Below are 25095 nucleotides of genomic sequence, written 5' to 3'. Positions count from 1 at the left end.
GCCGATCGGAAGTTCAATGTCTCTCGAGACTGTAGAGCCTGACGAAGAGCAAAAGACCCCGAACTCCGGGGTCTTTTGCTTTTTGCACGTCGTGTCGCATCGGGGTATGCTCCTTCGTTTCGGCGTATGGGTCCGGACCCGTCACGTAGGGTATGAGGAGATTATCCCAATGAATTTCGACGTCGTCATCGTCGGTAGTGGACTGGCCGGGCTAAGTGTGGCGCTGAACCTGGCGCCCACTTGTCGGGTCGCCGTCATCGCAAAGCGAGCCCTGTCCGACGGTGCTAGCGACTGGGCGCAAGGTGGCATCGCAGCCGTGCTGGACTCGGCAGACAGCATCGACAGCCATGTCCGCGATACGCTAGTCGCCGGCGCAGGCCTATGCGACGAACCCGCGACGCGCTTCATCGTCGAGAACGCACGCGCGGCGATCGAATGGTTGATCGGCGAAGGCGTGCCGTTCACCCAGGACGATAACGCCGAATTGGGGTTTCACCTGACGCGCGAAGGCGGACACAGCCATCGGCGCATCATTCACGCGGCTGATGCCACCGGCCATGCGGTGCTGTCGACACTCATCGAACAAGCCCGTCAACGCCCGAACATTGCCCTGCTTGAGCATCACTGCGCGATTGACCTGGTCACGTCCGACCGGCTCGGGTTGCCGGGCCGGCATTGCTTCGGGCTGTACGTGCTCGACATTGACAGCGGCAAGACACTGACGATCGAGACACCGCACACCGTGCTAGCCACCGGCGGCGCCGGCAAAGTCTATTTATACACGACGAACCCAGATACCGCGACCGGCGACGGCATTGCGATGGCCTGGCGGGCTGGTGCACGGGTGGCGAACATGGAGTTCATCCAATTCCATCCGACCTGCCTGTACCATCCGTATGCCGGCTCATTTCTCATTTCCGAGGCGGTGCGCGGCGAAGGCGGATTGCTGAAGTTGCCGGACGGCACCCGCTTCATGCCGCAGTATGATGAGCGCGCGGAATTGGCACCACGCGACATCGTCGCCCGTGCAATTGACTTCGAAATCAAGAAGCGCGGTATCGATTGCGTCTATCTCGATATCAGTCACCAACCGGCTGCATTCCTGCGTGAGCACTTTCCGACAATCCTCGCCCGATGCCAGCAGTTCGGCATCGATATCACGCGTGCCCCGATCCCCGTCGTGCCGGCTGCCCACTACACGTGCGGCGGCGTCGTGACCGACCTGGCCGGCCGAACCGATCTCACCGGACTCTACGCAGTCGGCGAAACCGCCTATACGGGCTTGCATGGCGCCAACCGGCTTGCAAGCAATTCGCTGCTGGAGTGCCTGGTGATCGGCAGGGCCGCGGCGCGAGCCATCGAAAACGTGGGGTTTCATGCCGCGCACCCTCTCACATTGCCGCAGTGGGACGAGAGCCGCGTGTCCGATGCTGACGAAGAGGTCGTCGTGGCTCACAACTGGGACGAGGTGCGGCGGCTGATGTGGAACTATGTCGGCATCGTGCGAACCGACAAGCGGCTGGCACGGGCGAAGCACCGACTGGCGCTGCTGCGCGATGAGATCCACGAGTACTATGCGAATTTTCGTATCAGCCGTGACCTGCTCGAGTTGCGCAACCTGGTCGATGTTGCATTGCTGATCGTCGACAGCGCCCGCTCCCGGCTCGAAAGCCGCGGTTTGCATTTCAGCCGCGACTGGGAGCAGGCATTGCCTAAAGCGCTGCCAACGGTGCTGAGCCCGAAGCGATTCCGCCACCGCTCAATCTGATCGCCCGCGGCTACGTCCGCCGCAGTCCGGCGCCGAGTGCTACGCGCGATCGAGGATTCGCATCGAATAGTCGCTCGCGCGCACATCCTTGGTCAGTGCGCCAATCGATATTCGATCCACGCCGGTCGCCGCGATATCGCGCACCGTGTCCAAGCCGACGCCCCCAGAGACCTCAAGCAGAGCCCGATGATCGTTCAGTGCAACCGCATCACGCATCATGTCCAGCGTGAAGTTGTCCAGCAACACCGATTGAGCACGATGTGCCAGCGCCACCTGCAGCTGTTCGAGCGTCTCAACCTCGATCTGCACCGGCACACTCGCCTGCAACGCATGCGCGGCCTGCAACGCGGCGGCGACACCGCCCGCGGCTGCAATATGATTTTCCTTAATGAGGATGCCGTCATACAGCGCCAGCCGCTGGTTGTCGCCGCCGCCGACCCGAACGGCATATTTTTGCGCCAGCCGCAGGCCAGGCAGCGTCTTGCGCGTATCGAGAATCCGCGCCCGGGTGCCGGCTATCGCCTCGACATATCGACGCGTGGCCGTCGCGACGCCGGACAGCAACTGCAGAAAATTCAAGCCACTGCGCTCGGCCGTCAGCAGCGCGCGCGCGGGGCCTCGCAACGAGCACACTGGCGTATCGGCGTGCATCCATTCGCCTTCACGATAATGCCATGACAGTTCGATGCGGGCATCGACACTGCGCATCACTTCGACAAACCAAAGTACACCGCATAGCACGGCGGGCTCACGCACGATGATCCGGGCGTCGAACACGTCATTGGCGGGCACGAGCAAGCCCGTCCAGTCGCACGCGCCAACATCCTCGGCCAGCGCGTCTTGCACGTTTCGGCGCAGCGCGACCGTGAACGCGTCGCCATAGTGCTGACGGATTGGCTCATAGCCGTCCCACTGCGGCGCCGCCACCGTGCGGATCTCGCGGCTTGTCCCGGTAACGCCCATCACGCCGCCCCCACGTGTCGAAACAACGCATCATCGCTCGCCAGGTCGCCGCTCGCCCGTACATTGCGCTTTTTTTGCGCCGCGAAGTCCAGCATGCGGTCAATCGGCATCCGAGCACGCTGAGCGATGACCGGATCGACAAATATCTCGTTTGCACCGGACTGCAGCACGGCGGCGAGATTGGTCAGGCCGTTCATCGCCATCCATGGACAATGCGCACAGCTTTTACACGTTGCGCTGTTGCCCGCGGTCGGCGCGGCGATGAACGTCTTACCCGGCGCCGCCGCCTGCATTTTGTACAGGATGCCCAAGTCGGTGGCCACGATAAAGCGAGTCGCGTCAAGCGCCTTCGCCGCGTCGATCAGTTGCGTGGTTGAACCGACCACGTCGGCCTGCGCAACGACTGATTCTGGCGACTCCGGATGCACGAGTACCTTGGCGTCCGGATGCTCGGCGCGCAACAAGTCAAGCTCGATCCCCTTGAATTCGTCGTGCACGAGACACGAGCCTTGCCACATCAGCATATCGGCGCCAGTCTTGCGCTGGATGTAGCTGCCCAGATGGCGGTCCGGCGCCCATAAGATCTTCTCGCCGCGCGCATGCAGCGCGGCGACGATATCCAGCCCAATTGATGAAGTCACCATCCAGTGCGCACGGGCCTTGACCGCCGCGCTCGTGTTCGCGTACACGACGACGGTTCGGTCGGGATGAGCGTCGCAGAACGCGGCAAACTGGTCGGCAGGACAACCCAGATCGAGCGAGCACGTCGCATCCAGGTCCGGCATCAACACGCGCTTTTCGGGGCTCAGAATCTTCGCGGTCTCGCCCATGAAACGCACACCGGCCACGACCAGTGTACGGGCGTCGTGATCGCGGCCGAACCGGGCCATTTCCAGCGAATCGGCGACACACCCTCCGGTCTCCTCCGCGAGCGACTGCAGCTCCGGGTCGACATAATAATGGGCGACCAGCACGGCCTGCTGCTGCGCCAGCAACTCGCGGATACGCACACGTAACTCGGCGCGCTCGGCCACCGATAGGCTGTGCGGCACGCGCGCCCATGCTTGCCCGACGCTGCAAGCTCCGTCGGGCATCACCGGCTTGTCGAACTCGACCGTCCTAATCGAACGCTGGTTCATTGTCATCCTCCCGCTGCTCAGTACTCAGTATGACCGCCCGCGCCACCACCCGCGAATCCCAATTGACGCACGCTGGTGGCCGCATCGTGCGCCGAAACAAAAAACCCCGCCTATGCGGGGTTTTTGCGGCAAGACGGACTCCAAGTGTAACGGAATTTACCGATGCCCGCCTTTACGCGTAGCGGCGCAGGCGCAGTGCGAACTCCTGCAATGCCTTGATGCCGCTTTGCTCCGCGCGATGGCACCAGTCCTGCAAGTGCGACAGCAACTGCTCGCGTGACGCGTTCGAGCGCTCCCATATCTGCGCCAACTCCGCCCGCAACTGGTAATACGTGCGCAGGCGCTGGCTGCTGGCGAAGATCTGCATCAGTTGCCTTTTTTGCGGCTCGTCCAGACCGGCCTCATCCTTGTGGATCCACTCGCGCGCGCCCTTGATCAGCGCGTACTTCTCACGCGCGCCCAATTCCTTCAAGTGCGCCAACTCCTGCCGGTACGCCCGCTTGACCGTTTTCGCGTAGCGCGCCATCACCTCATAACGATTGGCTAGCACCGCGTGCAATGTGTCCAGGTCGGGCACCGCCTTGCGCGCCGCCAGCTTCGGCGTCGGCGCAATTTTTTTCACCTTCGCGAGCCGGCATGCTGACATGAGTCGGATGTACATCCAGCCGATGTCGAACTCGTACCACTTGTTCGACAGCTTTGCCGACGTCGCATAAGTATGGTGATTGTTGTGCAGCTCCTCGCCCCCAATCAAAATGCCCCATGGGAACAGGTTCGTGCTTGCATCCGCACAGTTGAAATTGCGGTAGCCCCAGAAATGACCGAGGCCGTTGACCACGCCAGCGGCCCAGAACGGAATCCACACCATCTGGATAGCCCACACCGAAATGCCGACGATGCCGAACAGCGCCAGGTCGATCAACGCCATGATCGTCACGCCAAGCACCGCATGCTTCGCGTAGACATGCCGCTCGAGCCAATCGTCCGGCGTGCCGTGCCCGTACTTCTTCAGCGTTTGCTCGTTCTTCGCCTCGGCGCGGTACAGTTCGGCGCCTTCGAGCAGCACTTTCCATATCCCACGCGTCTGCGGACTGTGAGGATCCTCATCCGTCTCGCATTTCGCATGATGCTTGCGATGGATCGCCGCCCACTGACCCGTGACCATGCCCGTGGTCAGCCATAGCCAGAAGCGAAAGAAATGACTGGCGATCGGATGCAAGTCCAGCGCGCGATGCGCCTGGTGCCGATGCAGATAGACGGTGACACCAATGATCGTGATGTGCGTCATCACGAGCGTGTACAGCACGATTTGCCACCAAGACCAGTTCAACAGGCCATGGGCAACGAAATCAAGCGCGAAATTCAGCAAATTAATACCCGGAAAACAAAATCGGAAAAAAAGCCCGATTGAAGTATCGGACGTGACCTGCCGCGGCGGCCGCGAAAGGGCTGAGTCAAGATTCTACCCGATCAGCCGCAAATGCCTGTCACAAAAATGATTCCCTGTTGCGCGGCACACAGTCGCAGCCTCTGACGCGCGACATACTCTAGTGCATGGCATAGGAAAAGGGAGAGGAATGCAGCTAATTTTCTCTTTTGACTGCGGCGACCGGCATCGGTTCAATAGCAGCGGACAACGGTTCGATGGCCGCGGCATTGAGGATCCGCACCTCGCGCTGCGCGAGTGGAACGCAGATACCGTGCGCATTGAACCCGGCCCAGATATTGTAGTTGACGGCCGAGCGCACCGACGCGGTACCGAGCGCCGCGTCGGCAATCCAGAAACCTAGCTCCAGGTCGATCCCGTTGGCACCGAATCCGGCAAAATAAGGGCGAGGCGCCGGATCCTGTAACACGCGTTCTACGCCCTGCGTAGCTTGGACGAGCACGCGCATCGCGAGGTCCACGTCCGTACTATACGCCACTTGGACCGACACCTTGGTCCAGCCGCGCGTGAGAAACGACGACTGGTTCTGCACAATGTCGGTGATTAACTTTTCGTTCGGCACCAGCGTCTCGACGCCATCCAGCCCGCGCACCACCGTGTAGCGGGTGCGGATCTGCGTGACCCGGCCTTGCAGACCACCCACGCAAATCGTATCCCCGAGCCGCAGCGAGCGGTCCAGCAGAATGATAAACCCCGACACGTAGTTGCTGGCAATCTTCTGCAATCCGAAGCCCAGCCCGACGCCGAGTGCGCCGCCGAATACGCCAAGCACGGTGATATCGATGCCAACGATCGACAGGCTCACGAGCACCGCGGCCAGGATCAACGCCGCACGACCGATGCGCGACAGCACGACCTGCAGGTTCGCATCGAGTGAGTTGGCCCGCAGCAGCCGCTCGTCCAGCGCGCGGCCCGCCCATAGCGCGCCGATCAATGCGATCATGACCCACAGCAGGCCGTTGCACAGCGACAATAGGCTCACGTGCGCGGTGGCCACGTGAAATTGCACGCTGGCCATCCAGTGCAGCACGTCGTCCTGAATGCCCATCACGGTCAGCACCATGCCGGCCCATACCAGCACGGTGACGATTTTCTCAACCAGGTACGCGAGCCCGTGCAAGTGCCCGTCCCGGGAAAACACCCGGCGCATCAGGTACAACGCCACATAGATCAGCGCAATACCGAACAGCGGTACCCGCGCGAGTTCCAATAGCGGCGTTTTCATCGCCTGGCCCAGCACAAGCCCCGTGCCGCCCACAATCAACCAGCCGAGGAACGGAAACAACGCCTTATTCAGTCCATCCGCGCCGAAGCGCACCGCCGCGTTGCGGGCGCGTCGATATGCATCCAGCCGCTTGCGGGCATAACCGGCAAGCCCCCATGCCAGCGCTAGCGCGCCGATCAGCGCAACGACTTGCCAGAGCATCGCCGGCTGGCCAAGGTCGCGCACCAAGTCGCCGAACCGGTGGGTCAGTATCCGATCCTGCATGTCACGCCACCCGTTGCATCACTGCCGCAAAGAAGCCGTCGGTGCTGTGCCGGTGCGGCCACAGCGTCAGGTCATCGCCGGTATCGAGCGCGATCTTTTGATCGGCCAGCACCCGGCTCGCCGGCACGCGTTCGAACATCGGGTGAGCCGCGATGAATGACTCGACAATGCCCTCGTTCTCGTCACCCAGCAAGCTGCACGTCGCGTAGACGAGCCGTCCGCCCGGCTTGAGCAGTCGCGCGGCGGCGGCGAGGATCGATGCCTGTTTCACCGTCAACTCAACGACCGATTGCGGCGTTTGACGCCACTTGAGATCCGGATTGCGGCGCAGCGTACCTAGGCCACTACAGGGCGCATCGACCAGCACGCGATCGATCTTGCCGGCCAACCGCTTGATCTTCACATCATGCTCGCTATCGATGACGACTGGGTGCACGTTCGACAAGCCGCTACGCGCGAGCCTGGGCTTGAGTTTGCCTAACCGCTTGTCGGACACATCGAACGCGTACAGCCGTCCGGATGAGCGCATCATCGCACCCAACGCGAGCGTCTTGCCGCCCGCTCCGGCGCAAAAATCGACAATCATCTCGCCGCGGCGCGGCGCGACCAGCTGGCACAACAGCTGGCTGCCCTCGTCCTGTACCTCGAACCAGCCTTGCTGGAAAGCGGCCAACGTATGGATCGCAGGCTTGCCGGCCACCCGGATACCCAGCGGCGCATACGGCGTCGGCTCCGCCTGCACGCCAGCCTCCGCCAGCGCGGCGAGCACCGTATCGCGATTGGCGCGGATCGGGTTGGCGCGCAGATCCAGCGGCGCCGGATAGTTCAGCGCCGCGGCGAGCCGCACCAGCTCCTGCGCCACCGCATCCGGCCCGGCATCGGTGGTGGCCAGACGGACGCCCAGCGCGGCCTCGATCCATGGCGGCAGGTTCGTGCGCACGCGCGCCGGCAAGCTCGCCGGATCGATCTTCGACACATGGTCGAGCCACGCGAATTCCTGTTGCGACACATGCGGGCGCAACGCGTTCAGGCCAGCGGTCTGCATCAAGCCAAGCAGCGCCAGCCGACGTGCTGGCGTGCCGCTGCCGCTCTCGGCCAAATGTCCATATTCCATCTTGCGGCGCAGCACCGCAAATACCGCCTCGGCAATCACCCCACGCTCGGCGTGGCCAAGCTTCGGATGCGCACGAAAGAATCGGCTCGTGGCCGCGTCGGCCGGACCGGTAAACTTCAGTACGTCGGCGAGCAACGTCTCGGTCTGGCCGATCAAAAATCCATGTAGCTTCATACCGCGTCCCCGCCAAACAGCAGCCGTGGCTCGGCAGCCGCCAACTCCACCCGGCCGTCACGCACGCGCAGCCGGTCCTCGACAAACCAGCGCACCGCGCGCGGATAAAGCTCGTGTTCCAAGCGCAGCACCCGTGCAGCAAGCGCAGCGGCATCGTCGCCGGCGAGCACCGGCACCACGCCCTGCGCAATGATCGGGCCATGGTCCAGTGCGGCGGTCACGAAATGGACCGTGGCACCGTGCACCGCGACGCCCGCGTCCAATGCGCGCTGATGCGTATACAGACCCGTGAAGCTCGGTAGCAACGATGGATGCACATTCATCATGCGAGCCGCATAGCGCTCGACAAACGCCGGCGTTAGCACGCGCATGAAGCCGGCCAGCACGACGAGGTCCGGCTCATGCGCGTCCAGCACCTGCGCCAGCGCCGCATCGAATGCATCGCGCCCGTCGAACTGTGTGTGGTCGACGACCGCCGTGGCGATGCCGTGCGCAGCCGCGAACGCCAAGCCTGCGGCGTCGGGGCGATTGGACACCACTGCGGCAACGCGCGCCGGCCAGCGTTGCGCGGCGCACGCGCGTACGATCGCCTCCATGTTGGAGCCGCGTCCGGAAATCAGGATGACGAGTTTTTTCATCCATGGATTTTATCATCGGCGCCCTTGCTGCCTGCGTCGATCCGCCGGTTCCCGCCGAAACCGGGTGCGAGCGTTTATAATCGTGGGCTTTGCGGCAACGTGCCGGCGCAATGCGTCGGCGCGGCGATCGAACGCCGCAGCCCGACCGGCCAATCATCGTGAGAGTCTTCAGGGGTCTTCCAAATGCCGAGAGCCGCGCGCCCTGCGCGTTGACGATCGGCAACTTCGACGGCGTGCATCGCGGCCACCAGGCGTTGCTGGCGCGGGTTCGCGCCGCCGCCAACGCGCGCGCGCTGCCGGTCTGCGTGATGACGTTCGAACCGCACCCCCGCGAGTTCTTCGACCCGGCCGGCGCACCGCCGCGCATCGCGATGCTGCGCGATAAGCTCGAGGCATTGCAGCGCAACGGCGTGGACCGGGTCGTGGTCGAGCATTTCAATCACACGTTCGCCAGCCAGTCGCCGGCCGCGTTCGTCGAGCACATCCTCGTCAACGGATTGCACGCGCGCTGGGTGATGATCGGCGACGACTTCCGGTACGGGGCAAAGCGCGCCGGTGACTTTCTGTCGCTGAAGGCAGCCGGCGCACAGTATGGCTTCGAGGTCGAGCAGATGCCCACTGTGGCGGACCCATCCGGCGCGCGCATCTCCAGCTCGGCCGTGCGCGCCTCGCTCGTTGCGGGCGACCTCGCGGCGGCTCGCACCGCGCTCGGCCGGGCGATTGTCATCAGCGGCCACGTCGTGCATGGCATGAAACTGGGACGCGACCTGGGCTTTCCGACGCTGAATCTGCCGATCTCGCACAAGCGCCCCGCGCTGGCCGGCATCTTTATTGTGCAGGTGCACGGCATTGAGGCGGGCCCGTTACCTGGCGTAGCCAGCCTGGGCTGGCGCCCGACCGTGGACGATTCCGGCCGCGTCCTATTGGAAGTGCATCTGCTGGACTGGCATGGCGACGCGTACAGCAAGCTGGTGCGGGTCGAATTTCTTGAGAAATTGCGCGACGAACAGAAGTTTGTGGACCTGGAGGCGCTCGGCCGAGCGATCGCGTGCGATGTTGCCGCCGCCCGTGAATACTTCGCCGCGCAAGGCGACCGGGCACCAGCCGACCCCGACCGGACGTCGGCGTCGGTCCACCCCGACTGGGCGGCGGTGCCGACCCATCCCGCCAAGCAGCCCGAGCAACGAGGCGGCCCCAGCCCGGGCGGCGATTTTGCGACGTCCGCCACCGACCGAATTAGATAGCGCTGGGTCGCTGCGTACCGGCAAGGTGCGCAGTGACGCGTGTTGGGGCTGACGACATGTGCCCCACGCCCGCGCGACATGCCGTGCTTCGCCGATGCGGCCTGCATGCGCAGTCAGCGGCCGCCGAACTTCTCTACCATCCCAATCATGAGTGACAAGAAAGCCGATTCCAAGCAGCCTTCCAAGTACCCCGTCAACTTGCTTGACACACCGTTTCCAATGCGCGGCGACCTTCCCAAGCGCGAACCGCAATGGGTCCAGCAATGGCAACAGAACAAGGTGTACGAAGCGATTCGAGAAGCCAGCCGGGGGCGGCCGAAGTTCGTACTGCACGACGGCCCGCCCTATGCGAACGGGGATATTCATATCGGACACGCCGTCAACAAGGTCCTGAAAGACATCATCGTCAAGGCACGCAATATGGCCGGCTTTGACGCGGACTATGTACCCGGATGGGATTGTCACGGCATGCCGATCGAAATCCAGATCGAAAAGCGCTTCGGCAAGTCGCTGCCGGTCGAGCAGGTGCAACGTAACGCACGCGAGTATGCGGCCGAGCAGATTGAGCGCCAGAAGGCCGATTTCCGCCGGCTTGGGTTGATCGGCAATTGGGACAACCCGTATCGCACGATGGACTTCGCGAACGAGGCGAATGAAATCCGTGCGCTCGCGCGCATCCTCGAGAAGGGCTATGTGTTCCGCGGCCTGAAGCCAGTGAACTGGTGCTTTGACTGCGGTTCGGCACTGGCCGAGGCAGAAGTCGAATATAAGGACCGTGTCGATCCCGCCGTAGACGTCGCGTTTCCCTTTGCCGAGCCTGACCGGATTGCCGAGGCGTTCGGGATGCCATCGTTGCCCGGTGCCGACGGCGCGATCGTGATCTGGACCACCACGCCGTGGACCATTCCCGCGAACCAGGCGCTGAACGTCAATCCAGAGCTGTCGTACAGCCTCGTGGACACGCGGCGCGGATTGCTGATCCTGGCTTCCGAGCGCGTCGAGCCGTGCCTAACCACATACGGTCTAGACGGCACGGTGATCGCGTCGGCGCCGGGTGCCGCGCTGGGCGGGATCCGCTTCCACCATCCGCTCGCCAACCTGCACCCGGGCTACAAGCGTACTGCGCCGGTCTATTTCGGCGACTACGTGACCCTCGACTCGGGCACCGGCGTCGTACATTCGTCGCCGGCCTACGGCATTGAGGACTTCCAGTCGTGCAAGGCGCATGGCATCGGCGATGACGACATCCTGAGCCCAGTCATGGGCGACGGCCGTTATATCGAATCGTTGCCGCTGTTCGGCGGCCTGTCGATCTGGGAGGCGAACCCGAAGATCGTCGACGCGTTGCGCGATGCTGGCTCGTTGCTACACACGAACCATTACGCGCACAGCTATATGCATTGCTGGCGGCACAAAACGCCAATCATCTACCGCGCGACGTCGCAATGGTTTGCCGGCATGGACCTGACACCCGTCGGTGGCGGCAAGACGCTGCGCGAAACCGCGCTCGACGGCATCGAAGCCACTGCGTTCTATCCAGCGTGGGGCAAGCAGCGACTGCACAACATGATCGCGCATCGACCCGACTGGACATTGTCGCGCCAGCGCCAGTGGGGCGTGCCGATGGCCTTCTTCGTGCACAAGGAGACGGGCCAGTTGCATCCTCGCACGCTGGAATTGCTCGAACACGTTGCGCAACGCGTCGAACAACATGGCATCGAAGCATGGCAATCGCTCGATGCGCGCGAGTTGCTCGGCGACGACGCCGACCTGTATGAAAAGAACCGCGACACGCTGGACGTCTGGTTTGACTCCGGTACGACGCACTGGCATGTGCTGCGCGGCTCGCACGCCCAGCAGCTGCAGTGGCCCGCCGACCTGTACCTCGAAGGCTCGGATCAGCACCGCGGATGGTTCCATTCGTCGCTGCTCACCGGCTCGATGCTCGATGGCCGGCCACCCTACAAGGCGCTGTTGACGCACGGCTTCACGGTCGACGGACAAGGCCGGAAGATGTCGAAATCAGTCGGCAACGTGATCGCGCCGCAGGAAGTCTCGAACAAGCTCGGCGCCGAGATCATTCGCCTGTGGGTGGCCTCGACCGACTACTCTGGCGAACTGTCGATCTCCGATGAGATCCTGAAGCGCGTGGTCGAAAGCTACCGCCGAATCCGCAACACGCTGCGCTTTCTGCTGGCGAATCTGTCGGACTTCGACCCGAGCCGGAACACGGTGCTGCCCGAACAGTGGCTCGAGATCGACCGCTACGCACTCGCACGCGCCGCAGCGCTGCAAAAGGAGGCGCTCGATCACTACGACGCGTACGAATTCCACCCAGTCGTGGCCAAGCTGCAGACCTTCTGCTCAGAAGATCTCGGTGGCTTCTATCTCGATGTGCTCAAGGACCGGTTGTACACGTCGGCAGTCGACTCGCACGCGCGGCGCAGCGCACAGTCGACGCTGTACCACATCACGCAAGGGTTGCTGCGGCTGATCGCGCCCTTCCTGTCGTTTACCGCGGAGGAAGCGTGGAAGATCTTCCAGCCGGGGCGCACGACGATCTTCACTGAAACGTACTACGTCTATCCGCTGCTGCCCGACGGCACGGCGTTGTTAGATAAATGGGCGCTCGTGCGCCAATTGCGCGGCGATGTCACCAAGGCGCTCGAAGCGGCGCGCGAAGCCGGCCGGATCGGCTCGTCGCTGCAGGCCGAAGTCGAGATCCGCGCGCATGGCGCACGCTACGATACCCTTGCGAGCCTGGGTGACGACTTGAAATTCGTGCTGATCACCTCTGCGGCTCGGCTGATCAAGGTTGACAATGAGGCCGACGAGGCAATCGACGTGATCGCGTCCCGGTACCCGAAGTGCGAGCGCTGCTGGCATTATCGCGAGGAAGTGGGCACGAACACCGAGCATCCGACGCTGTGCGGGCGTTGCACGGCGAACCTATTCGGGGATGGCGAACACCGGAGCATGGCATAAATGGCGAAGACCTCATCTCACAACGCCGCCCGTTCGGCAACGCTGATGCCGTGGCTAGGCATGTCGTTGATCGTGATCCTGCTCGACCAATTGTCCAAAATCGCGGTGTCGCGCCTGTTCGTGTACGGTGACCCGCATCCGGTTGCGTCATTCTTCAATCTGCTGCTGATCTACAACCGTGGTGCCGCGTTCAGTTTTCTGGCGACTGCCGGTGGCTGGCAGCGCTGGGCGTTCACCGCATTGGGCATCGTCGCCGCGCTAGTGATCACCTGGTTACTCAAGCGCCACAGCGGGCAGAAACTGTTTTGCACCGCTCTGGCATTCATTCTCGGCGGCGCGCTGGGCAACGTCATTGACCGGCTGGTGCACGGCCATGTGATCGACTTCCTTGATTTTCACATTGGCGGCTGGCATTGGCCGGCGTTCAACATTGCCGACAGCGGCATCACGATCGGTGCGATGCTGCTAGTGCTCGACGAGCTTAGGCGCGTGCGCGCGGTGCGCTGAAAACCTAGATCGGGGGACAATCCCGGCACTGGACACACGCAATAGCGGAAGGAACGATATGGATCTTGCGGGCAAACATCTGGTGCTTGGACTGACAGGCGGCATCGCATGCTACAAGTCGGCCGAGCTTACGCGCATGCTGACCCAAGCCGGTGCCACCGTCCAAGTGGCGATGACGGAAGCGGCCACGCAATTTATCACGCCGGTTACGATGCAGGCACTGTCCGGCCATCCAGTCTACACCAGCCAGTGGGACACACGGATCGATAACAACATGCCACACATCGACCTGTCGCGCCGCGCGGACGCGATCGTGATCGCTCCCGCGTCGACTGACTTCATCGCCAAGCTAGCCAATGGGCTGTGCGACGATTTGTTGTCCACGCTGGTCGTGGCGCGTGATTGCCCGTTGCTGGTCGTGCCGGCGATGAACCGCCAGATGTGGCAAAACCCGGCGACACAACGCAACGTCGCCCAGTTGCGCGCAGATGGCATCACGGTGCTCGGTCCGGACGCCGGCCCGCAGGCGTGCGGCGAGATCGGCGACGGCCGCATGCTCGAACCCGCGGCGGTGTACGAGGCCATCGTCGCGTTCTTTCAGCCGAAGAAGCTGGCGGGACAGCGCGTACTGATCACGGCGGGTCCCACTTTTGAGCCGATCGATCCGGTCCGCGGCATCACCAATCGTTCGAGCGGCAAGATGGGATTCGCGCTCGCGCGCGCCGCGGCGCAGGCCGGTGCGCGCGTGCACCTGATCGCCGGCCCGGTCGCGCTCGCCACGCCATGGGGCGTGAGCCGGGAGGACGTACAAACCGCGCAGCAAATGTACGATGCGGTCATGGCGACCATCGCCGACACCGACATTTTCATCGCCGTTGCCGCGGTCGCCGACTGGCGTACCACTCAGGTGTCCGATCACAAGCTGAAGAAGGCCGCCGGTCAGCCGGCGCCACCGCTGGACTTCGTCGAGAACCCGGATATCCTTGCCAGTGTCGCCGCTTTGCCCTCGCCGCCTTACTGCGTCGGCTTCGCGGCGGAAAGCGGCGAGCTGGGCGTAAACGGTGAAGCGAAGCGGCGGCGCAAGAACGTCCCGCTGCTGATTGGCAACCTGGGGCCGAAGACATTCGGCAAGGATGACAACGAAGTCGTACTATTCGACACAACTGGCTCGACACCGTTGCCGCGCGCGGACAAACAATCACTCGCGCGCACGTTGGTCGACGAGATTGCGCAGCGCGTGCCGGGCAGTCTTTTCGCGTAAATCACGTCCGCGCACACGGCGCCCCTCGGCTCGCCACACGTACGGCACGCTATCCGGTCCTCCTATGACTCGACTGTCAGTACTCGATCAAACGCCGGTGATCGACGGCCATTCGGTCGCCGACGCCATTGCCGCCACTGTCGAACTCGCGCAGCTTGCCGACCAACTGGGCTATACCCGCTTCTGGTGCGCGGAGCATCACGGCTTGCGCTCGGTGGCGAATCCCGCACCGGAAGTGATGCTCGCGCGCCTGGGCAGCGTTACGCAACGCATCCGAATCGGCTCGGGCGGCATCATGCTGCCCTACTATAGTGCGTTCAAGGTCGCTGAGCAGTTCATGATGCTCGAGGCGTTGTTCCCGGGGCGTGTCGATCTCGCTGTGGGCCGCGCGCCCGGCGGCGATATGCGCACCGCGCAGGCCGTCGCGTCCGGCTCGTATAATCGTGGCGAGCTTTTCCCGCAGCAAGTGACCGAACTGTCGGGACTGTTTCGCGGGCAACTCGCCGAGGACTCGCTCGCACAAGACGTGCTGCTACAACCCCATGTCGCAACGCGGCCGCAGTTGTGGGTACTCGGATCGAGCGACTTCGGCGGTGCGCTGGCCGCGCAACTCGGCATCCGGTTCGCGTTCGCGCACTTCATCAACGCGTTCTTCGGCCATACGGTTGCGCAAGCATACCGGACGCAATTCAAACCCGGGTTTGAAATTCACCCCTATTTGGCCGCCGCGGTTTTTGTGATTTGCGCGGATACCGAGCAACAGGCCAGCGCGCTGGAAAAGGCCGTTGATCTGCGCCGCTTACAAATGGCGTATGGCTTGAACGAACCGATCCCGACCGTTGAGCAAGCGTCCGAGCAGACATATGGCGAGCGCGAACAGCTTATCATTGAGCGCGAACGGCCGCGCAGCATCATCGGCACACCAGAGTCGGTGGTACCGCGTATGCTGGAGATTCAGCAACAGTTCAACGCCGACGAGTTGATTGTCCTGACCGTTGCGGCTAGCTACAAGGCGCGCCTGCGTTCATATGAATTGCTTGCGCAGGCATTCAATCTAGCCGCGTAAACGCCCAAGACGGCATAATCGAGCCTTTTACGGGCTTGTCGTGCCATCGCGTCGTACCGCCCCGGCACCGCGACGGCATGTCATAGAGCATGCCGCGATGCCAGCACGCCCCGCTATTCCCACTACCGACTGATTGATGAACATCGACCTGAAGATTCTCGACCCGCGCATGCAGGACGCCCTGCCCGCCTATGCCACTGCCGGCAGCGCCGGTCTGGACCTGCGCGCCTGCCTGGACGAACCGCTGGTTCTGCAACCTGGCGCGACCGCGCTGGTGCCGACCGGCCTGGCCATCCATATCGGTACGCCAGGTTATGCGGCATTGATCTTGCCGCGCTCCGGATTGGGCCACAAGCACGGCATCGTGCTCGGCAACCTGGTAGGATTGATCGATTCCGATTACCAGGGCCAGTTGATGATCTCCACATGGAACCGCGGCGGGAGCGCGTTCACGCTGAACCCGATGGAGCGGCTCGCGCAACTCGTGGTCGTACCGGTGGCGCATGTGCAATTCAACGTGGTTAACGATTTCTCGCACAGCGAACGCGGTGCCGGCGGCTTCGGCAGCACCGGCCGGCACTGAGCGACAAAAAAGCGCGGGGCGTCGCCCGCGCCTTGTTATGACGCGATCGCCGCGGTCACTCGACTTCGGCCGTTTCCGGGTTTGTCGGATTGCGCGGCGCCGCGTTCTCATCGAACGTGAGTTGCACGTTGCCGTTGTCGTCGACGTTGACTGTCACGCGCCCACCGTTCATCAGCTTGCCGAACAACAGTTCGTCCGCCAACGCGCGGCGGATTGTATCCTGGATCAGCCGCTGCATCGGCCGCGCGCCCATCAACGGGTCAAAACCGTGCTTGGCTAAATGCTTGCGCAACGCATCGGTAAACAACGCATCGACCTTCTTCTCGTGCAACTGATCCTCCAATTGCATTAGGAACTTGTCGACCACGCGCATGATGATTTCTTCATCGAGCGAGCGGAAGCTGATAATCGCGTCGAGCCGGTTGCGGAACTCCGGCGTGAACATCCGCTTGATGTCCGCCATCTCGTCGCCGGTCTCGCGACGCGTCGTGAATCCGATCGTCGCCTTATTCATCGCCTCGGCGCCCGCGTTCGTTGTCATGATGATGATAACGTTACGGAAATCCGACTTGCGGCCGTTGTTGTCCGTCAACGTGCCATGGTCCATCACTTGCAGCAGCACGTTAAAGATGTCCGGGTGTGCTTTTTCGATCTCGTCGAGCAGCAGCACACAATGCGGCTTCTTCGTGACCGCCTCCGTCAGCAGTCCGCCCTGGTCGAAGCCGACATAGCCGGGCGGCGCACCGATCAGCCGGCTCACCGCGTGGCGCTCCATATATTCGGACATATCGAAGCGCACTAACTCGATGCCCAGCGTAAAGGCCAGTTGACGCGCCACCTCTGTCTTGCCGACGCCGGTCGGCCCGGAGAACAGGAATGCACCGATCGGTTTGTCCGTCTTGCCGAGCCCGGCCCGCGCCATCTTGATGGCCGCGGCCAACGCATCGATGGCCGGATCCTGACCAAACACCACGCTCTTCAAATCACGGTCTAGCGTCTGCAGCTTGCTGCGGTCGTCCTGCGATACACTTTGCGCCGGCACCCGCGCGATCTTGGAAATAATGTCCTCGATCTCCGTCTTGCCGATCGTCTTCTTTTGCTTGGACTTGGGCAGGATCCGCTGCGCCGCCCCCGCCTCATCAATCACGTCAATCGCCTTGTCCGGCAAATGTCGGTCGGTGATGAACCGTGCGGACAACTCGGCCGCCGCCGACAGCGCGCCGGACGAGTACTTGACGCCGTGGTGCTCCTCGAAGCGGGACTTCAGGCCCCGCAGAATCGCCACCGTCTGCTCGACTGTCGGCTCGGTCACGTCGATTTTCTGGAAACGCCGCGACAACGCCGCATCCTTTTCGAAGATGCCCCGGAATTCGGTGAAGGTCGTGGCCCCGATGCACTTGAGTTGGCCAGAGGACAGCGCCGGCTTGAGCAGGTTCGACGCATCGAGCGTGCCGCCCGAGGCGGCGCCCGCGCCGATCAGCGTATGGATCTCATCGATGAACAGGATCGCGTGCGGACGGTCCTTCAACTCTTTGAGCACCGTCTTGAGTCGCTGCTCAAAGTCGCCCCGGTACTTCGTGCCCGCCAGCAGCGCCCCCATGTCGAGGGAATACACTTGCCCATCCGCCAAGATATCGGGCACCTCGCCGCGCACGATCCGCCATGCCAGCCCTTCAACGATGGCCGTCTTGCCCACGCCGGCCTCGCCCACCATCAAAGGATTGTTCTTACGGCGCCGGCACAGCACCTGCACCATCCGTTCGACCTCGGGTTCCCGCCCGATCAATGGGTCAATCTTGCCGTCGCGCGCCTGCTGATTCAGGTTTTGCGTGAATTGCGCCAGTGGCGTTTCCCGCTGCGCGCTGGCCTCGTCACCGTCGACCGGCGACTCACCAGCCTTCGCCCCATCCGGCCCCGCGGTCTTCGCGATGCCGTGCGAAATGAAGTTGACCACGTCCAACCGGGTCACACCCTGCTGCTGCAGGTAGTACACCGCGTGCGAGTCCTTCTCGCCAAAGATCGCAACCAGCACGTTCGCGCCAGTCACCTCCTTCTTGCCGCTGGAGGTCGACTGCACATGCATGATCGCGCGCTGGATCACACGTTGGAAGCCCAACGTTGGCTGCGTGTCGACGTCGTCGGCCCCCGGCACGATCGGCGTGTTATCGTGAATAAAGTTGCGCAGGTTCTGGCGCAGATCCTCGATGTTCGCGGCGCACGCGCGAAGCACCTCCGCCGCCGTCGGGTTGTCCAACAGCGCGAGCAACAAGTGTTCGACGGTGATGAACTCATGCCTCGCCTGGCGCGCTTCCATGAACGCCATATGAAGGCTGACTTCCAGTTCCTGGGCAATCATGTTTCCTCCATCACACACTGCAGCGGGTGTCCCGCTTGCCGCGCGTGCGTTACAACCAGCTCAACCTTGGTCGACGCGATGTCCCGCGTATAGACCCCGCAAACTCCGCGCCCCTCGAGATGCACTTTCAACATAATCTGCGTCGCAGTATCGCGATCCTTGTTGAAGTATTGCTGTATTACCATCACGACAAATTCCATTGGCGTGAAATCGTCGTTCAGCAAAACCACGCGATACATCGACGGCGGCTTCGCCTTTTGCTCCTGCCGCTCCAGTACTGTACTGTCCTGCTTGTCCGGGATAATGGCCATATACCCATTCTAAACAACTCGGCCACGCAAGCAATCCCGCCAAAAACCCCAACGGGCACCCGATACGGCGCGGCACACATCCTTTCGTCACCAGAGCGCAACAGCCTCTCCGGCACCCTGCCAACAGTAATCGCCCGCCCTGCAGCGAGGCACACAACGTTGCGCTGACCTTGCTTACGCAAACATCGTTCCTTGGTTATCTCGGTGCATTATGCGACTTTTCAAGCCCCCGTGCTGCATGGGCATCGGACAGAGCATGTTGATATGACGTCAAGATGACTATCGCGCGTTGTGCAGCCCTGCATTGGGGGCTCATAGAATGGGTTTTCGAGCGTTTCAAAATTTTCTTGACACTAATTTTTAGACCACCAACAATCAAGCTGGCACTTTTTTCGGTCGTGCACGAAGAAAAATGCCGGGTGAGCTGGTGAGAGGGATCCGGCCGCATGGCATGGCGCTTTTCGAACGGGCTCGTGTAGCAAGGGCAAGAGTGACAGGGGAAGTAGAATGGCGACTGGTACGGTCAAATGGTTTAATGACGCCAAAGGTTACGGATTCATCACGCCGGACGAAGGCGGTGAGGATCTGTTCGCGCATTTTTCGGCTATCCAGATGAACGGCTTCAAGACCCTCAAGGAAGGTCAGAAAGTCAGCTTCGAAGTCGTGCAGGGACCGAAAGGCAAACAAGCTTCGAATATCCAGGCGGCAGCCTGATCGTTCGAATCGCTTGCTCGTGAAGCAGAAAAAACCCGGTTGCGAGCCGGGTTTTTTTCTCTTTTAGCGCTGTTACAGTTTAACGCCGAGACGCAACCACACCGTGCGGCCGGACTCCATCACCGGTGAATTGGCCGGGTAACCAAAGCCCGCGTTGCCCGCCAGGTTCAGATGTTCGGTGTACGCGTTGTCGAACAGGTTGTCCACGCCCAGCGTCAGCGTGGCCGCCTTGCCGAACGCGTACTGCGCATGCAATGACGCGACGCCGAAGCCGGCGCTCGGCCCGAAATCCTTGCCCACCACGTTTCCTTCATTGGGCACGTACCGGCGCTGCGCCGCCACTACGCGCCACAGCGCCCCGACCGACCACGTCCCGTGCTGGTAGTGTGCGCCAACGCGCGCCTCCAGCGGTGGAATCTGCGGCAACGGCCCACCCGTGGCGTTGTTGCGCCCCCACGTGTACGCGAGCGCGGTCTCGAACCGCCACGCCGGCGTGACGCGCCATGCGGCCCCCAATTCGCCGCCGAGGATCCGTGCACCCACCTGCGTCGCGCGATTGGCCGGCCCCATCGGGCCGGACACGTAGTCAAATAGGATGAAATCCCGCACGCTGCCAGCATACGCCGAAACCCAGGCGTCAAGGCGCTCGTCGCTGTACTGCGTGCCAATATCCAATTGTGTGGTCTTTTCGGGACGCAACGACGAAAACGCGTTAACTGAACCCTCCGGACCGAGTTTCGGCGAGAACAGCTCCCAGTAATCCGGGAAACGCTCGGCATGCCCAATTCCGATGTACCACATCGCGGGCAACATGGCGAGATCGTGCTCGTAACGCACGAAGCCGCTGGGCAAAGTGTGCTCGCGTTGCACGTTGGCCGTCGGATTCGGCGCTTGCATCGCGCCGGAGCCGACGTTGACGCGCCGGTCGCGTGCCGCAGCGCGGTCTACCCGCAGCCCCGTCACCATCCGCTCGGACTGCGTCGCGTACCAGGTCAGTTCGCCAAATCCGCCCATGCTCCACAAGGTTGCGGACGGCTTCCATGAACCGTTGCCGTTGACGGTGGCCCGCTGCAACGATCGATTGTCGAGCGCATGGTGTTGCCCATCCACCCCGGCCACTAACTTGAACCGGTCTGTAAATCGCAGCGTCGCGGCGCTGCGAGCACCGAACGTGCGCCGCCGCACCTCGGATGCCATCGGCATGGACCTGCCGCCACCTGCCGGCGAGCGCAGCGTGAAGTTATCCATCACATGGTCGAAATCATTGTAGTAGACCTGTGCCTCGACGCGGTCCAGAACCTCGCCCAAATGCGAGCGCTCGGCACGCAAACCATAGCTTTCACGACGAAACCGTGCACCATCCATGCCGCGGCCGGCGTAGCGTGCATAGCCGTCGCCGGTACCGGCACTCGCTTCGATGCGGGTATGCTCGTTCGGTGTCCAGCCCAGTGACGTATCGACGTTCCATTTGTCCCACTGCGATGGCACCGTCTTGCCGTTGCCGTCGCGATAGTCTTGTTGATGCGCGTGATTCGCCATCACGCGCGCATAGCCTTCGCGCACGCCCGCGCTTAAATCGACATTCTGGTCGTTGCGGCCGAATGAACCGCCAACCAGGCTCCCATCGAAGCGCATGCCCGGCGCGTCGAAGCGGCGGGTCGTGCGCTCGAACAGCACCGTGCCGGCCGATGCGCCCGGCCCGTAGAGTACCGATTGCGGCCCCTTGACGACGGTCACCTTATCGTAGCTCTCCGGCGCGATATACGAGGTTGGAGCGTCCATGCGGCCCGGACAGGCACCCAGCATCGGCGCGCCATTGCTCAACAGGCTCAGCCGCGATCCGGACATGCCGCGAAACACCGTGTCTGCATTGGTGCCGCCGCTGCGGATCGCCGAAAAGCCCGGCACCGTCTTTAGATAGTCGGCGCCGTCGCTCGCAGGCAGCGGCTGGCGCGGCTGCTTCGGATCGGTCACCACGACCAGCGGATTCTTCGGCGCATTGGCGATGACCTCGATCGGCACGAGCCCCGACGCGGCGCCCGCCGGGGGCGCGTCAGGCGGCGACGCATCAGCTTGCGCGTGAGCGCTCACTGTTCCCAACAGGCCCGCCACTGCGGCAAACACCGAAGGCGCCCAACGCCGACAGCGGTTGCTTTTCAATACAAGATACGCGTTGAACAGGCGACGCGACGCCGCCTGATCCAGGAAGGTGAATTTCATGCATACAACCCATGGCATGCCGTCCAGGTCGGCTGTGGATGGCCGACCCGGCAGGCGTCGGTTACGAAACGAGCAAATGAACAGCCGTCAAACCGCCCCCGGAGGAGCCCGCGGGTAGGAAACAAGATGCCGCAACGCGGGCCGGGGTACGCCATCAATCACCGGCAGCGCGGCCGCACGCTGGCACTGCAGCATGAGCGTCGCGACCTGTGGTGCGCCGATTGCCGGACTGTGGGCGAGCAAGCTGCAATAGCCGCATGCATCCAGGTGCCCACCCACGTACGCCGCTCCGTGGGCCGGGGCCCGCGCCCATCGTGGCCGCACTGCATAGTACCGTGTCGATGCCGCCCCTAGCGTGGCTGAGCCACTGCGAGGCGAGCGGCATCGCGACGATCAGCCAGATCGCCGTCAGGCCGAGCCAGGCGGTCAGTTTTCGGGTGCGACGATCGGACATCGGACAACAGCGACACAAGCGTCGCAGACGCGACGGTGAAGAACGGACCGGTCGGCATTATCCGTCGCCCACGCCATTCTTTCAATTAAGTTTCAGCCACCGCCATGGATCAGTGGCGAATTGCCACAGCCCGCCATGCCTTCGGTGCCACGCCGTGAAAGGCTGGCGAATGACCGGCGCCACACCGTGAAAGGTCGACGCGAATGGCTGGCGCTATACCGTGACGGGCCGACGCGAATGGTTGGCGCTGCGCCGTGAAAGGCCGATGAATGGTCGGCGCAGCGCCGACGTAAAAACCCCCTGTGGCACATCACCTGCGCCACAGGGGTCCTGTCTTCCGGCGCGATACGCCGGCCCGTGCGAAGTGCCGTTACATATTTTCGATCAATACCTGACCGAAGCCGGAGCACGATACCTGCGTCGCACCCTCCATCAGGCGCGCGAAGTCATACGTAACGCGCTTTTGCAAGATCGACTTCTCCATCGCGGAAATGATCACGTCAGCCGCGTCGGTCCAGCCCAGGTGGCGCAGCATCATCTCGGCCGACAGGATTTCCGAACCCGGGTTCACGTAGTCCTTGCCAGCGTATTTCGGCGCGGTCCCGTGGGTCGCCTCGAACATCGCCACCGAATCCGACAGGTTGGCGCCCGGCGCGATGCCGATGCCGCCGACCTGCGCCGCTAACGCGTCCGAAATGTAGTCGCCGTTCAAATTCAACGTCGCGATCACGTCGTATTCGGCCGGACGCAGCAAGATTTGCTGCAGGAACGCGTCGGCGATCACATCCTTGATCACGATCTCGGCACCGCTCTTCGGATGCTTGATCTTCATCCACGGGCCACCGTCGATCAGCTCCGCGCCGAACTCCTTCTGGGCGAGCGCATAGCCGAAGTCGCGGAACGCGCCTTCGGTGAACTTCATGATGTTGCCCTTGTGCACCAGCGTGACCGACTTGCGGTTATTGTCGATCGCGTACTGGATGGCCTTGCGCACCAGCCGCTCCGTGCCTTCGCGCGACACCGGCTTGATGCCGATCCCTGATGTTTCCGGGAAACGGATCTTCTTGACACCCATTTCCTCACGCAGGAACTGGATCACCTTCTTGGCCTGCTCAGACTGGGCGGCCCATTCGATGCCCGCATAGATATCTTCCGAATTCTCGCGGAAGATCACCATGTTGGTCTTCTCGGGCTCGCGCACCGGCGAAGGTACGCCCTTGAAATACTGCACCGGACGCAGGCACACGTACAGGTCCAACTCCTGGCGCAGCGCCACGTTCAGCGAGCGGATGCCGCCGCCAACCGGCGTGGTCAGCGGCCCCTTGATCGAGACGACGTACTCCTTCAGGATCTGCAGCGTTTCTTCCGGAAGCCACACATCCGGCCCGTAGACTTTGGTCGCCTTTTCTCCAGCGAAGATCTCCATCCATGCGATCTTCTTCTTGCCGCCATAGGCCTTCTCGACCGCCGCGTCGACCACCTTGATCATCACCGGCGTAATGTCGAAGCCGATGCCATCGCCTTCGATGTACGGAATGATCGGCTGATCCGGGACGTTGAGCGAAAAGTCCGGGTTAACGGTGATCTTCTCACCGGCCGGAACCTTGATGTGCTGATACGGCATGTTCGACTCCAATGGTATGGACAGGCTGAAAGTATGCTGCGCGGCGACGCGCCAACATGCGCTATTCCTGCGTCGACTGCTAAGGCAACTCGCGGCGGCTCACCCGAGACTCGCGGGTCGCGGGTCGCGGGTCGCGGGTCGCGGGTCGCTCGTAGCGAAGCACTATTCTAGCGCGCCGGCAAGACATCACGGCGTCGCAGCAATAGCCTTACTCTTATATAAGACACAAGACTAGTATTTCGTATTATGCGCTAATATTCCGCCATTTGCCATAGGAAACGGGTCCTGGCGCCCGCGCATCGCCCATGCGACTGATTGCATTGAACAAACCATATGGCACGATTTGCCAGTTCTCCGCCCACGAGACGCGCGCATCGCTGGCCACATGGGTCGACGTGCCCGATGTCTATCCGGCAGGCCGGCTCGATGCGGACAGCGAGGGCCTGCTATTGCTGACCGACGACGGCGCGCTGCAGGCGCGCATCGCCGAGCCACGTCACAAGCTGATCAAGCGCTACTGGGCACAACTGGACGGCGCTGCACCCGCTTCGGCACTGGCCGCCCTGGAGCGCGGCGTAGACCTTGGGGACTACGTGAGCCGGCCCTGTCGCGCCCGTTTCATCGAGCCGCCCGCCGGCCTGTGGCAGCGCGATCCGCCGGTACGCTATCGCGCCGCGATTCCGACCACGTGGATCGAGTTGGCCCTTAGCGAGGGCCGTAATCGCCAAGTGCGACGAATGACCGCAGCGGTAGGCTTTCCGACGTTGCGCCTGATTCGCGTCGGTATCGGCGCGCTAGATGTGTTCGCGCTCGGCCTGGCGCCCGGCCAATGGCGCGCGCTGCCGCCGTCGGCGCCGTGGCACGGCACGCGCTGACGCGCACATTGTGCCACCTGCCCCTGGCGCTGCCCTCGCACCGAACTCTGCCCTGTGCCGCTTGCCGGCATCGGTTTTCATCAATTCGCAAAAAGCGCGTCAACCGGACTAACCGGCACCGCGTTATTGCTCCGGATGCCGCACAACGCATGCGCCGGCATCG

General features: G+C 62.7%; 20 protein-coding genes. 9 read left to right on the top strand and 11 right to left on the bottom strand.

Translation table 11 applies throughout. The features are described from left to right. The first annotated feature begins 169 nt into the window (after positions 1–169). A complete protein-coding gene (gene nadB / locus B0B13_RS15335; RefSeq protein ID WP_076796999.1) occupies positions 170–1768 on the top strand; it encodes an L-aspartate oxidase in 1599 nt (532 codons plus the stop codon). Between the two features lie 39 nt (positions 1769–1807). On the opposite strand, the gene nadC is transcribed toward nadB, so the two are convergent. The 6 genes from nadC to purN form a co-directional block, all read right to left on the bottom strand. Then, positions 1808–2731, bottom strand: a complete 924-nt coding sequence (gene nadC, locus B0B13_RS15330) for a carboxylating nicotinate-nucleotide diphosphorylase (protein WP_170872470.1) — start codon at positions 2729–2731, stop codon at positions 1808–1810. Further along, positions 2731–3870, bottom strand: coding sequence for a quinolinate synthase NadA (gene nadA / locus B0B13_RS15325; protein ID WP_076796998.1), 1140 nt, complete (start codon positions 3868–3870; stop codon positions 2731–2733). Before nadA ends, nadC begins: the two co-directional genes overlap by 1 nt. Positions 3871–4042: 172 nt before the next feature. Then, complete coding sequence (locus B0B13_RS15320; protein WP_076785375.1) at positions 4043–5239, bottom strand: DesA family fatty acid desaturase; 1197 nt, start codon at positions 5237–5239, stop codon at positions 4043–4045. A 214-nt stretch (positions 5240–5453) separates the two neighbouring features. After that, positions 5454–6806: a mechanosensitive ion channel family protein gene (locus tag B0B13_RS15315; protein ID WP_076796997.1), complete on the bottom strand. Its 1353-nt coding sequence runs from the start codon at positions 6804–6806 to the stop codon at positions 5454–5456. 1 nt (position 6807) lies between these two features. After that, complete coding sequence (locus tag B0B13_RS15310; RefSeq protein WP_076796996.1) at positions 6808–8094, bottom strand: RsmB/NOP family class I SAM-dependent RNA methyltransferase; 1287 nt, start codon at positions 8092–8094, stop codon at positions 6808–6810. Further along, positions 8091–8732, bottom strand: a complete 642-nt coding sequence (gene purN / locus B0B13_RS15305; RefSeq protein WP_076796995.1) for a phosphoribosylglycinamide formyltransferase — start codon at positions 8730–8732, stop codon at positions 8091–8093. The genes B0B13_RS15310 and purN overlap by 4 nt, the downstream gene beginning before the upstream one ends. Positions 8733–8842: 110 nt before the next feature. On the opposite strand from purN, the gene B0B13_RS15300 reads away from it, so the two are divergent. The 6 genes from B0B13_RS15300 (at position 8843) to dut (ending at position 16378) form a co-directional block, all read left to right on the top strand. Beyond that, complete coding sequence (locus tag B0B13_RS15300; RefSeq protein WP_139336994.1) at positions 8843–9976, top strand: bifunctional riboflavin kinase/FAD synthetase; 1134 nt, start codon at positions 8843–8845, stop codon at positions 9974–9976. A gap of 147 nt (positions 9977–10123) precedes the next feature. After that, positions 10124–12961 (top strand): isoleucine--tRNA ligase, encoded by a 2838-nt coding sequence (gene ileS / locus B0B13_RS15295; protein WP_076796994.1) that lies wholly within the window; start codon positions 10124–10126, stop codon positions 12959–12961. Beyond that, a complete protein-coding gene (gene lspA / locus B0B13_RS15290; protein WP_076785380.1) occupies positions 12962–13468 on the top strand; it encodes a signal peptidase II in 507 nt (168 codons plus the stop codon). A 58-nt stretch (positions 13469–13526) separates the two neighbouring features. Then, the gene (gene coaBC / locus B0B13_RS15285) at positions 13527–14729 is read left to right on the top strand and encodes a bifunctional phosphopantothenoylcysteine decarboxylase/phosphopantothenate--cysteine ligase CoaBC (protein ID WP_076785381.1); all 1203 of its coding nucleotides are present in this window, start codon (positions 13527–13529) and stop codon (positions 14727–14729) included. Positions 14730–14793: 64 nt separating this feature from the next. Then, positions 14794–15795, top strand: coding sequence for an LLM class flavin-dependent oxidoreductase (locus tag B0B13_RS15280; protein WP_076796993.1), 1002 nt, complete (start codon positions 14794–14796; stop codon positions 15793–15795). A gap of 136 nt (positions 15796–15931) precedes the next feature. Beyond that, positions 15932–16378: a dUTP diphosphatase gene (gene dut / locus B0B13_RS15275; RefSeq protein ID WP_076796992.1), complete on the top strand. Its 447-nt coding sequence runs from the start codon at positions 15932–15934 to the stop codon at positions 16376–16378. A gap of 55 nt (positions 16379–16433) precedes the next feature. Here the strand turns inward: dut and clpA are convergent, their stop codons facing one another. Beyond that, positions 16434–18734: an ATP-dependent Clp protease ATP-binding subunit ClpA gene (gene clpA / locus B0B13_RS15270; RefSeq protein ID WP_076785384.1), complete on the bottom strand. Its 2301-nt coding sequence runs from the start codon at positions 18732–18734 to the stop codon at positions 16434–16436. After that, a complete protein-coding gene (clpS, locus tag B0B13_RS15265) occupies positions 18731–19045 on the bottom strand; it encodes an ATP-dependent Clp protease adapter ClpS (protein ID WP_076785385.1) in 315 nt (104 codons plus the stop codon). The genes clpA and clpS overlap by 4 nt, the downstream gene beginning before the upstream one ends. Positions 19046–19552: 507 nt before the next feature. On the opposite strand from clpS, the gene cspD reads away from it, so the two are divergent. After that, entirely contained in the window at positions 19553–19759 is a 207-nt protein-coding gene (gene cspD, locus B0B13_RS15260; protein ID WP_041753073.1) for a cold shock domain-containing protein CspD, read from the top strand. Positions 19760–19831: 72 nt separating this feature from the next. On the opposite strand, the gene B0B13_RS15255 is transcribed toward cspD, so the two are convergent. The 3 genes from B0B13_RS15255 to icd form a co-directional block, all read right to left on the bottom strand. Continuing rightward, positions 19832–21979 carry a TonB-dependent copper receptor gene (locus B0B13_RS15255; protein ID WP_083703760.1) on the bottom strand — a complete coding sequence of 716 codons (2148 nt, stop codon included), beginning with the start codon at positions 21977–21979 and terminating at the stop codon, positions 19832–19834. An 87-nt stretch (positions 21980–22066) separates the two neighbouring features. After that, positions 22067–22258: a DUF2946 family protein gene (locus B0B13_RS19845; RefSeq protein WP_237573806.1), complete on the bottom strand. Its 192-nt coding sequence runs from the start codon at positions 22256–22258 to the stop codon at positions 22067–22069. Between the two features lie 545 nt (positions 22259–22803). Beyond that, a complete protein-coding gene (icd, locus tag B0B13_RS15245) occupies positions 22804–24057 on the bottom strand; it encodes an NADP-dependent isocitrate dehydrogenase (RefSeq protein ID WP_076797366.1) in 1254 nt (417 codons plus the stop codon). A 305-nt stretch (positions 24058–24362) separates the two neighbouring features. Between icd and B0B13_RS15240 the strand changes: the two genes are divergently transcribed. Next, on the top strand, positions 24363–24932 hold the full coding sequence (locus B0B13_RS15240; protein ID WP_076785388.1) for a pseudouridine synthase: 570 nt from the start codon (positions 24363–24365) through the stop codon (positions 24930–24932). The last annotated feature ends 163 nt before the right edge of the window (positions 24933–25095 follow it).

The organism is Burkholderia sp. b14 (assembly GCF_900156195.1).
Taxonomy (GTDB): Bacteria; Pseudomonadota; Gammaproteobacteria; order Burkholderiales; family Burkholderiaceae; genus Mycetohabitans.
This window is presented reverse-complemented; position numbering and strand designations above follow the sequence as displayed.